Annotated in this window: 10 protein-coding genes; 4 read left to right on the top strand and 6 right to left on the bottom strand. The window is 65.2% G+C overall.

Going from position 1 to position 10,154, the window contains the following annotated elements; translation table 11 throughout:
* Position 1 precedes the first annotated feature (1 nt).
* The 3 genes from G6N73_RS26330 to G6N73_RS26340 are packed head-to-tail and all read right to left on the bottom strand — an operon-like array spanning position 2 to position 4,744.
* Positions 2-2,821: a DUF4159 domain-containing protein gene (locus G6N73_RS26330; RefSeq protein ID WP_165032936.1), complete on the bottom strand. Its 2,820-nt coding sequence runs from the start codon at positions 2,819-2,821 to the stop codon at positions 2-4.
* Entirely contained in the window at positions 2,818-3,735 is a 918-nt protein-coding gene (locus G6N73_RS26335) for a DUF58 domain-containing protein (RefSeq protein ID WP_165032937.1), read from the bottom strand. Before G6N73_RS26335 ends, G6N73_RS26330 begins: the two co-directional genes overlap by 4 nt.
* 4 nt (positions 3,736-3,739) lie before the next feature.
* Positions 3,740-4,744, bottom strand: a complete 1,005-nt coding sequence (locus G6N73_RS26340) for an AAA family ATPase (protein WP_165032938.1) — start codon at positions 4,742-4,744, stop codon at positions 3,740-3,742.
* A 140-nt stretch (positions 4,745-4,884) separates the two neighbouring features.
* Between G6N73_RS26340 and G6N73_RS26345 the strand changes: the two genes are divergently transcribed.
* Genes G6N73_RS26345 through G6N73_RS26355 form a run of 3 tightly spaced genes read left to right on the top strand, consistent with a single transcriptional unit; the run spans position 4,885 to position 7,411 of the window.
* On the top strand, positions 4,885-5,514 hold the full coding sequence (locus tag G6N73_RS26345) for a DUF1285 domain-containing protein (protein ID WP_165032944.1): 630 nt from the start codon (positions 4,885-4,887) through the stop codon (positions 5,512-5,514).
* 2 nt (positions 5,515-5,516) lie between these two features.
* Positions 5,517-6,146: a CoA pyrophosphatase gene (locus G6N73_RS26350; protein ID WP_165032939.1), complete on the top strand. Its 630-nt coding sequence runs from the start codon at positions 5,517-5,519 to the stop codon at positions 6,144-6,146.
* 5 nt (positions 6,147-6,151) lie between these two features.
* Positions 6,152-7,411 (top strand): CCA tRNA nucleotidyltransferase, encoded by a 1,260-nt coding sequence (locus tag G6N73_RS26355; protein WP_165032945.1) that lies wholly within the window; start codon positions 6,152-6,154, stop codon positions 7,409-7,411.
* 81 nt (positions 7,412-7,492) lie between these two features.
* Here G6N73_RS26355 and G6N73_RS26360 read toward each other — a convergent pair whose 3' ends face one another.
* The 3 genes from G6N73_RS26360 to hemF all read right to left on the bottom strand — a co-directional run bounded on the left by G6N73_RS26360 (position 7,493) and on the right by hemF (position 9,792).
* Complete coding sequence (locus G6N73_RS26360) at positions 7,493-7,678, bottom strand: DUF1059 domain-containing protein (RefSeq protein WP_008835572.1); 186 nt, start codon at positions 7,676-7,678, stop codon at positions 7,493-7,495.
* Positions 7,679-7,774: 96 nt separating this feature from the next.
* Positions 7,775-8,683, bottom strand: a complete 909-nt coding sequence (locus G6N73_RS26365) for an alpha/beta hydrolase (RefSeq protein WP_165032940.1) — start codon at positions 8,681-8,683, stop codon at positions 7,775-7,777.
* A gap of 194 nt (positions 8,684-8,877) precedes the next feature.
* Positions 8,878-9,792, bottom strand: a complete 915-nt coding sequence (gene hemF, locus G6N73_RS26370; protein WP_165032941.1) for an oxygen-dependent coproporphyrinogen oxidase — start codon at positions 9,790-9,792, stop codon at positions 8,878-8,880.
* 108 nt (positions 9,793-9,900) lie between these two features.
* Between hemF and G6N73_RS26375 the strand changes: the two genes are divergently transcribed.
* Positions 9,901-10,154: hypothetical protein (locus tag G6N73_RS26375; protein ID WP_165032942.1), on the top strand; the 254-nt coding region annotated here is incomplete at its 3' end.

Genomic DNA, 10,154 nt, shown 5'->3' on the forward strand with positions numbered 1-10,154 from the left:
ATCACTGCCCCAGTCGCTCGAGCAGGATCGGCACATGCACCTGGTCGGATTTGTAGTTGCCGGTCAGCATGTACATGATGATGTTGACGCCTGCCCGCAGCGCATAGGCGCGCTGCATCGGGTCGGCCGGTACGGTCGGCAGCATGGCGTCGCCATTCTCGTCGATAGCCCAGGCACCCGCGAAATCATTGGCGGTGATCATGATCGGGGTCACGCCGTCGCCGGTGCGGACCGGCCGGTTGTCGGTGTTCTGCGCCTCCAGCGAGGCCTCGACCCAGAGCGGGCCGCCGTTGAAGCGGCCGGGAAACTCGGGAAGGATGAAGAACGCCTTGGTCAGAACGTGGTCAGGCGGCACAGGCTCCAGCGGCGGCACGTTGAGATTGCCGAGGATTTCGCGCAACCGCTCGTTCGCAGGGCTCCCCGAGCCGGAATCAAGTCCAGTCGAGAACTGGTCGCGGGTGTCGAACAGGACCGTGCCGCCCTGCTGCATGTAGGCGTCGATGCGGGCGATTGCCGCTTCCGACGGCATCGCCGCATTCGGGTCGATCGGCCAGTAGATGATCGGATAGAAGGCGAGCTCGTCGGTGGCGATGTCCACGCCGGCCGGCTGGCCCGGCTCCAGCGCGGTCTTTTCGACCAGGAAGCGCGACAGGCCGGCAAGGCCGGCGCGGCTGATCGAATCGACGCCGGCATCGCCGGTGAGCACATAGGCTAGCCTGGTCGTAGAGATTGCTTCGATGGCCTCGGCGTCGCCGGGTTTCGCGTCCTGCGCGTCGGCTTGGCTGGCGGGGGCGAAGAGGGCCATGGCCGCGACAAGCAGCGCTGCAACGGAGCCTGAGGTGCGCGCCGCCGGCTTCGGACGGCGCGTGAATATGCCGCCCATCCAGAAGACAGCGAGCGTGTCGAGCACCATGAGCAGAAGCGCGGCGGCCACGAGCGGCCCTTTCAGGTTGCGCGATTCGTCGAAAGCATAGCGCATTTCGGTGACCGGCGCTTCGATGCGCGGGCGGACGAGCGGCGCCAGCACCGTTTCGGCGTCGAGCAGATTGTGGGCGAATACGCCCTCTTCGGTCCCGTAGAGGCCGGGCGGGTTCTCGATCGTCACCGGAACCTTGCCGGTACCGACGGCCAGCGGCCGCGCGTCCGGCGTCGGCGGCACCAGCGCGCCATTAGCCGCGATCATGCGATAGGGCGCGAGCGAGCCGGCCTGCCCTTCCGCGCCGGCGGCGGCCGCGCCCTGATTGCGCGATAGCTGCACGATGCGACGCAGCATCTCGACGAAACTGCCGGAGATCGGCAGGCTCGACCAGGTGGCTTCGGGGGTGATGTGGAACAGCACGACGGTGCCTTTTTCCCGCTTGGCTCCGGTCACCAGCGGTGTGCCGTCCGCCAGATTGGCCCAGGTTCGCTCGACAATATCGGCCGTCGGCTCGGCCAGAATTTGCCGGGTGACCGTGACCTCGTTGGGCGGAGCCAGATCGGAAAAGGGGCCGGTCGCCGGAAATTCGGTGACCGGCTGCGGTTCGGTCCAGGACAGCGTGCCGCCCAGCGAGCGCTCGCCCACCCGTAGGCGCACCGGCAGCAATTCCTCGTCATTGCCGGCGGCGGCGAGCCTCGAGCCGGCGAAGCGCACCAGCGTGCCGCCATTCTGCACCCATTCGACCAATCGGGCGCGCGCGGTGTCCGGGATGGTGCCGACATCGGCCATCACGATCATCGCCGGCTTCTGTTCGAGAAGCTGCGGTATGGCTTCGGCGAGATCGGGGCTCGAAGGCTCGACCAGATCGGCGAAGGGTTCGAGCGCGCGGCGGATGTAGTAGAGCGGCGAAAGCAGCGGCTGGGCGCGGTCGGCCTCGGACTGCGACAGAAGCCCGACACGGCGGCGCTTGGAATTTTCGTCGAGCACGCGCACCGCACCGGCCTGTGGCTCGCCGTCGATGGCGATGGAGGAAAAGTCATTGCGCAATTCGAACGGCACCTGCAGCCGCCCGGTTGCCTCGGCTTCGCCCGCACCGAAGGTCAGCGTGGCGTCCGCGATGCGGCGGCCCTTGTCGTCGAAGGCTCCCGCCGTGATCTGGCGCATTGTCGGATCGGCGGCGCGGATCGCCGAAATCCTGAAGCCGTCGACTTCATTCTCGGCCGCGGTCAGCCCGATTGCCGATAGCCGCTCGGGGACAGCCCAGACAACGTTCGCAGCGCCGCCGAGAAGATTGCCGAAGGCCGCTTCGTCGCCCTCGGCGGCGAGCCCGTCGGCCAGCACCGCGACGCTGGCGCCCGGCAGGGTTTCAAGAGCGGCGGCGACGCGCGCATAGACGGCGGGACGGTCGACCGGCACCGGCCGCGGCTCCGTGGCGCGCAGCCTGTCCCGGGCGGCCTCGGCGTCGAACGGCCCGATTTCCGCATTGGGCTTTTCGGCCGTGAAGGCCAGAACGACCGGCACGCCGGTCGAGGCCGCGTCGGCTATCAGACGCTCCGCCGTGGCGACGCGGCGGTCCCAATCCGGGGCGCTGGCCCAGCCATTGTCGACGACCAGCGCGAGCGCGGCGCCACCGGTCGGAAGCTTTTCTCGCGGGTTGAACACCGGCTCGGCCAACGCAAGAACAATCAGCGCGGCCATCACCAGCCGCAGCAGCGTCAGCCACCATGGGCTCTGATGCGGCGTCTCTTCCTTTTTCATCACCCGCGCCAGGATCTTCAGCGGCGGGAAGATTTCCATCTGCGGCTTTGGCGGCGTGAGCCTGAGCAGCCACCAGATGACCGGAAGCGCAAGCAGTCCCCAGAGGATTGCCGGGAAACCGAAAGAGAGCGGCAGCCAGCTCACGCGCGCACCCCCGAAGCATAGCCGCCATCGGCGGTCATGAACGCATGCACGCGGACCAGCGCTTCGGAGGCCAGGCGATCGGTGTGGTTGACGGTGAAGCTCCAGCCGAGGCGCTTGCACCAGGCGGCAAGCTCCTGCCGGCGGGCCGTGTACTGCCAGCGATAGGCTTCGCCCAGCGTCTCAGCACGGCCGGCTGTCAATTTCTCGCCGGTTTCGGGATCGGTGAACTCAGTACGGCCGGAATAGGGGAAGGTTTCCTCGGCGGGATCAGCCACTTCAATCAGATGGGCCCGCACACCATGGCGCGCCAGAACGTCAAGCCAAGCCATCGTTTCTTCGATCGGATCGAGGAAATCGCTGGTGATGACGATATCGGAGAAGCGTCGGATGATTGAAAGATCGGGCTTGGCGGCGAGTTCGCTTGCGTGACTAAGGTGCGAAGCCAGGCGTTCCGCGCCGTTGCGGGCGGTGAAAGGATCGGTAAGGCCCGGCCAGGCGATGCGCTCTCCACTGCGCGACAGAAGCTCGGCCATCGCCAGGATCAGAACCATCGCGCGCGATTCCTTCGACACGATCGCGCCCGCCGATTTGTAGAGCATCGACGGCGAAGGGTCGGCCCACAGCCAGACCGTATGCGCGGCCTCCCATTCGCGATCGCGGACATAGGTGTGGTCATCGCGAGCCGAACGGCGCCAGTCGATGCGGGCCATCGCCTCGCCCTCGACATAGGGCCGGAATTGCCAGAAATTCTCGCCGATGCCGCGCTTGCGGCGGCCGTGCCAGCCGCCGATCACCGTGTTGACGACGCGGCGGGCCTCGACCAGCAGGTCGGGTACCAGCGAAGCGCGCAGTCTGGCCCGGGCGAGCGCGTCGCGGGTAGGGACCGGGGAGGAAGCCTCGCCGACACGCGCCATCAGGCTAGATACCTTTCACCAGCCGCGCCACCACGTCGCGCACGGACATGCCTTCGGCACGAGCCGCGAAGGTCAGCGCCATGCGGTGCTGGAGGACAGGCTCGGCCAGCGCCTTGATGTCGTCGATCGACGGGGCAAGCCGGCCATCGTAGAGCGCGCGGGCGCGGGCGCAGAGCGTCAGCGCCTGGCTGGCGCGGGGGCCTGGCCCCCAGGCGACATGCTTGTCGGTGTCGGCGTTGTCCTGGCCGGGACGGGCGGAGCGCACCAGGGCGAGGATCGCCTCCACCACGCTTTCGGGTACCGGCATACGGCGGATCAGATGCTGGATTTCCTTCAGCCGCTCGGGCGTCAGCACATTCTGGGCGCGGGCGTCCTCGGTGCCGGTGGTCTCGAGCAGGATGCGGCGTTCAGCCTCCAGTTCGGGGTAAAGGATGTCGATCTGCATCAGGAAGCGGTCGAGCTGGGCTTCGGGCAGCGGATAGGTGCCCTCCTGCTCTAGCGGGTTCTGCGTCGCGAGCACATGGAAGGGCGAGGGCAGGTCGTGGCGGGCGCCGGCCACCGTCACATGGTATTCCTGCATCGACTGCAGGAGCGCCGACTGGGTGCGCGGGCTGGCGCGGTTGATCTCGTCGGCCATCAGCAATTGCGCGAAGATCGGACCGGAAATGAAGCGGAACGAGCGCTTTCCCAGTTCATCCTGCTCCATGACCTCGGAGCCGAGAATGTCCGACGGCATCAGGTCCGGGGTGAACTGGATACGGCGGGCATCCATGCCGAGCACGATGCCCAGCGTCTCGACCAGCTTCGTCTTGGCGAGGCCGGGAACGCCGACCAGCAGCGCATGGCCGCCGGCCAGAAGCGCGACCAGCGTGCGTTCGACCACGCTCTCCTGGCCGAAAATGACGCGGCCTACCCCTTCCCGAACGCGAGAAATATCGGCAAGCGCCTTTTCGGCCTCGGCGATCATATCCTTTTCGCTTATCGGGGCCTGCTTGATGATGATGCTCATGCCGCTTCGGTCCTCATTTGCCTGGAACGCCGGCCGGCAAATTTCCAGTGCCGCGATTCGCACGTGACGGAGTGCGCCTGAATGAACTTAAATCACTCAATTAGGCTGACAAGCGGAACAACAGTGACTATTTCGTGACGATGGATAATCAAGCGCGATCCGAGAAAGACAGCCTTGCCGCCGCCGGCGACACTGCGGATCTGTCCGCGCTGATCTCTCGCGCGACACGCGCGGGCAAGGGGCTGCCGCCGGTTGAGCGCTGGAATCCGGACTTCTGCGGCGATCTGGATATCGAGATCAAGGCCGACGGCACATGGTTCTATCTCGGCACCCCGATCGGTCGCATGCCGCTGGTCCAGCTTTTCTCGACGGTGCTGCGCAAGGATGCCGACGGCAAGACTTATCTGGTTACGCCGGTCGAGAAGGTCGGCATCAGGGTCGTCGATGCGCCGTTCGTTGCGGTGGAGATGAGCGTGACGGGAGAGGGCGACGCGCAGAAAATAACTTTCCGCACCAATGTCGGCGATGTTGTGGAGGCAGGGCCAGAACACCCGCTGCGCTTCGTCGACGAGCCCGAGACCGGCGGCCTGAAGCCCTACATACTGGTGCGCGGCCGGCTGGAAGCGCTGGTGGCTCGGCCGGTCATGTATGAGCTTGTCCAGTATGGCGAAGAGATAGAGGTCGACGGCAGGATGATGTTTGCAGTTCGTTCCGGCGGTGAGGTCTACCCGATCATGCCGGCGGAAACGCTGAAAAAGCTGAGCGCCTGACCGTGGATGCCTTCGTAGCAAAGCCCTATTCCGCGGACGATTTCCGGCTGCGCGCCGTCGCCGAACGTGCCGGGGACGACGAGGAATACGGCGATCACCGCTTCAATCCGCAACACGGACCTCTGATCCGACGGACCGATCTGCGCGACGCGGCAGTGCTCGTCCCTGTCGTCGACCATGGCGACGAGGCGACCGTGATCCTGACCAAGCGTGCGGAAAAGCTGCGCAATCATTCGGGGCAGGTGGCGTTTCCCGGCGGCCGTATCGACCCAACCGATCCGACCCCGGAACATGCGGCGCTGCGCGAGACGATGGAGGAGATCGGTCTCGACGCCGGCCATATCGAGATCATCGGCCGGATCCCGGATTATGTGGCGGGCAGCGGCTATCGCATCGCGCCGGTGCTCGGCATCGTCCGGCCGGGCTTCCAACTGACCATCAACGAGCATGAAGTCGATGCCGCCTTCGAGGTGCCGTTGCGCTTCCTGATGGATCCCGCCAACCACCGCCGCGACAGCCGCATGTGGGACGACAAGGAGTGGTTCTACTACGACATGCCCTATGGCGGGCGAAGGATTTGGGGCGTGACGGCCGGCATCATCCGCACGCTCTATGAAAGGCTCTATACGTGAACGGGATGACCCAGATCGCCGGCGCGGACTGGCTCGCCCGGGACGAGCTGCAGCGATTGCTGAAGGCGCTTTCCGCAGATGGCGAGGAGGCCCGCATCGCCGGCGGCGCGGTGCGCAACGCGCTGCTTGCCGAACCGGTTTCCGATATAGACATCGCAACGACCAACCTGCCGCAAGAAACCGTGCGCCGTGTGGAGGCCGCCGGCTTCAAGGCCGTGCCGACCGGCGTGGAACACGGGACGATCACAGTGATCGCCGGCGGCAAGCCTTATGAGGTGACCACGCTGCGCGCCGATGTCGAGACGGACGGACGGCGTGCGAAGGTGCGGTTCGGGCGCGACTGGAAGGAAGATGCGCAAAGGCGCGACTTCACCATCAATGCGCTCTACGCCGAGGCTGACGGAACCGTGGTCGATCTGGTGGGCGGGCTGGCCGACATCGAAACGCGGAGGCTGCGCTTCATCGGCGACGCCGAAGACCGCATCCGCGAGGATTATCTGCGCATCCTGCGGTTCTTCCGGTTTTTCGCCTGGTACGGGACCGGACGGCCGGATGCGGAGGGCGTGAAGGCCTGCGTGCGTCTGAAGGATGGGCTCGACCAGCTTTCGGCGGAGCGGGTCTGGAGCGAGCTGAAGAAGCTGCTCTCGGCGCCCGACCCGTCGCGCGCTCTGCTGTGGATGCGGCAGGCGGCGGGCGTCTTGACCCGCGTTTTGCCGGAAAGCGAGAAATGGGGCATCGACGCAATCCATCCATTGATCAGGGCCGAACTGGAACTGGGCTGGACGCCTGATCCGCTGCTGCGCCTGGTGGCCATCGTGCCGGCGGATCCCGAGCGGATGGTAGGCCTGGCGGAGCGGCTCAAACTATCGAATGCGGATGCGGATCGTTTGTCGCAGTGGGCGAAGACGGCCCCCGTCATCTCGACAATGCCGGAAGATGCATTTGCCAGGCTGCTCTACCGGGGCGATCGCCGCGGCTTCATCGACCGGCTGCGATTGGCGCTGGCTTCTGCGAGGGCGCGCGGGATCGAGGACAACAAGGCCTTGATCGAGGCCGGTGGATTTTCGCGCCTGCTCGCCTATGCGGAGCAATGGCGGAAGCCGGAATTCCCGATCAGGGGTCGCGACCTGGCCGGCCTCGGCGTCGAGGATGGGCCGCGCATGGGCGAACTGCTACGCGAGCTGGAAAATCAATGGGTTGACGGCGGCTTTTCGCAGGATCGCGGCGCGCTGCTGGACCGCGCCGCGACAATGTTGAGAAACTGATTCAGGCGATTGAGGATTTGAATCAACCGGCTCGCGGCCTGAATCGTCAAGTCGCCGTAACGGCCTGTTTCAAAACATATTTCAGGCTGCGTCGCGGACCTTTTCGATGCGCGACCGGATCGCTTCTATCATCGTCTCGCGAATGATCGTTTCGCCGTGCGTTTCGCGCAGATGCTCGACGGCGCGCCGCATGATTTCGGCCTCTTCCTCATGACGCGTGTGCCAGTCGCAGCCGGGGACGAGCGATCCGCAGTGAAATTCCTTCATCGGTTTCTCCTTTCCTCGTTCTGGCGGGGGAACCAGCATAACATGAAATCGGGCGATAGGTTGCCGAACGAGGCAATTTTCCCGGTGCGGCTTACGCTATTGTTTGAGCGAGACGGCGTTGGAAGAGGCGAGCCATTCGCTGACGACGGCAACGTCGTCGTTGCCGAGATCGTGCCCGGACTTGATCGTGCGGGCCTCGACACGGCCGCCATGCTTGCGCAGCATCGCTTCCAGCGCGGGGGCGAACGGCGCGTAGATGCTGTCGGCCGCCCCGGCGACGGTGAGGAACCGCGTGCCGGACAGGTCGACGTCGGGAATGCTCTCCAGCACCGACATGGGGCGCAGCAGCACCGCGCGCTCGACAAGGCCCGGATGCAGCAGCGCCATCGCGGCCAGGAGATTGGCGCCGTTCGAATATCCGATGAAGGTGGTGTTGGCGAGATCGAGCTTCTTCGCTTCGACCGCGTCGCGCAGAAAAGACGCGAAAGCCCCGGCCTCGGAGCGGATGTCGTCCTGGTCGAACCGGGTCGGCGTCAGGCGACGGTACCAGCGCGTCACGCCGTCCTGGACGAGCCGGCCGCGAATGCCCATCAGCACGGCGTGAGGATCGATGCGCGAGGCAAGGTCCATCAGCGTCGCCTCGTCGCCGCCGGAGCCGTGCAGCAGCACGAAAGTTTCCCCGGTTGCCTGCTTCGGCTGCCTGCGCAGGACGAGGAAGCGGTCCGACCGCTCGACCGACGACGCCTCGGGGGGCGAGGAGAACAAGCGGTTGGCGCCGTCAGAATTGTCCGGGACTACGGGCACGGCCGCTTCCCTTGCCGTGGAGAGATCGGCGCAGGACTGGAGCGCCTCCACAATGAGGGCGGTCTTCTTCTTTGCCGCCGCCGCGATCTTTCCCGGCGATCCGTTGCGGTCGCAATCAGACAGGTCGCTGGCATAGCCTAAGCTCCCGAAACCCAAGGTGATGACGATCGACAACAAGCCGATGATGCAGTTTCTGGCCATTGGCCGACCCTGTCAGCTAAATATTTCAATTTCGGAGCCTGCCGTCCCGCCATGTCTGCCGCAGCCGACATGCCTGCGGGAAATTCGCCCTTGCCCCAACCTTGTTTGCTTATAGCGGCCTCTTGCCGGCTACTCATCACACGATTTGATGATCCGGGAAGAAGCGGGTCCGGTGTGTCCCGCAGGCCACGCGGCTACGGCCACTTCACTTCCGGCGGCAGGCTCGACAGGATCGAGTCGACATTGCCGCCGGTCTTCAGCCCGAAAATGGTGCCGCGGTCGTAGAGCAGGTTGAACTCGACATAGCGGCCGCGCCGGATAAGCTGTTCCTCGCGGTCGCCATCGGTCCAATTCAGGTTGAAGTTGTTACGCACCAGATGCGGGTAGACCACCGCGAATGTGCGGCCGACATCCTGGGCGAAGCGGAAGTCGGCGGCCCAGCCGCCGCTCTCCTGCGGCGATTGCAGCCAGTCGAAGAAGATGCCGCCTATCCCGCGCGGCTCGTCGCGGTGTGGGAGGTAAAAATACTCGTCGCACCAGGCTTTGTATTTCTCGTAATCGGCGACGGCCCGGTTCTTTTCGCAGGCGAATCGTATGGCTTTGTGGAAGGCGATTGCGTCGGGATCTTCCTGGCTGCGGCGGCGATCCAGCACCGGCGTCAAATCGGCGCCGCCGCCGAACCAGTTGCGCGATGTCACCACCATGCGCGTGTTCATGTGGACGGCCGGCACATTCGGGTTCCATGGATGGGCGATAAGCGAAATGCCGCTCGCCCAGAAGCGTGGGTCCTCCTCGCCGCCGGGCATCTGCTTGCGGAACTCCGGCGAGAACTCGCCATAGACCGTCGAAGTGTGGACGCCGACCTTCTCAAAGACGCGGCCGTGCATCATCGACATGACGCCTCCGCCGCCCTGGCCTTCCTCACGCTGCCATGGCGTGCGCTCGAAGCGGCCGGCTGCCCATGACGATTGCGGGCCAGCGAGATCGTCCTCGATCTTCTCGAATGCGGCGCAGATACGATCGCGCAATTCCTCGAACCAGGCCCGCGCGGCTGCCTTCTTGTCTTCGATGTCTTCCGGCAGCCCAGCCGGTATTTCGGGGCGTTCCATTCGCCGTCTCCGCATCCTGCCGTTTCCACAGCCCGCCGGCATGCAAAAATGACTCGTTTTTTCCGGCGCGATCCCTAATCTCTAATTGTCCAGGGTCAAGGAGTTCCTGTGCGCACCCCGACGCGGCCGCCGCTCGATGGTCTGAAGAAACGGCTCGATCAAAGCCGGGCCGAGAATGCGCGCATGCCGCGCGACGGGTTTTTGCGCGAGACTTTCGTGCTGCCGCGCAACGATGCCCGCAAGAAGGCCAAGGAGTGGTTCGACCGCTGGCCGAAGCAGGCTTACTGGACTTCAATAGAAAGCTGGTTCGAGCGCCCGGGCGATGTGATCGAGTTCACCATCAGGCGCTTGCCGAGTTCGGA

Source organism: Allomesorhizobium camelthorni (assembly GCF_011045125.1).
Classification (GTDB): domain Bacteria; phylum Pseudomonadota; class Alphaproteobacteria; order Rhizobiales; family Rhizobiaceae; genus Allomesorhizobium; species Allomesorhizobium camelthorni.

Excerpts from the sequence above, each read along its gene's own strand:
- G6N73_RS26340 (WP_165032938.1), bottom strand. The coding sequence starts at position 4,744 with ATGAGCATCATCATCAAGCAGGCCCCGATAAGCGAAAAGGATATGATC.
- hemF (WP_165032941.1), bottom strand. The coding sequence starts at position 9,792 with ATGGAACGCCCCGAAATACCGGCTGGGCTGCCGGAAGACATCGAAGAC.
- G6N73_RS26345 (WP_165032944.1), top strand. The coding sequence starts at position 4,885 with ATGGATAATCAAGCGCGATCCGAGAAAGACAGCCTTGCCGCCGCCGGC.
- G6N73_RS26355 (WP_165032945.1), top strand. The coding sequence starts at position 6,152 with ATGACCCAGATCGCCGGCGCGGACTGGCTCGCCCGGGACGAGCTGCAG.
- G6N73_RS26335 (WP_165032937.1), bottom strand. The coding sequence starts at position 3,735 with ATGGCGCGTGTCGGCGAGGCTTCCTCCCCGGTCCCTACCCGCGACGCG.
- G6N73_RS26365 (WP_165032940.1), bottom strand. The coding sequence starts at position 8,683 with ATGGCCAGAAACTGCATCATCGGCTTGTTGTCGATCGTCATCACCTTG.
- G6N73_RS26360 (WP_008835572.1), bottom strand. The coding sequence starts at position 7,678 with ATGAAGGAATTTCACTGCGGATCGCTCGTCCCCGGCTGCGACTGGCAC.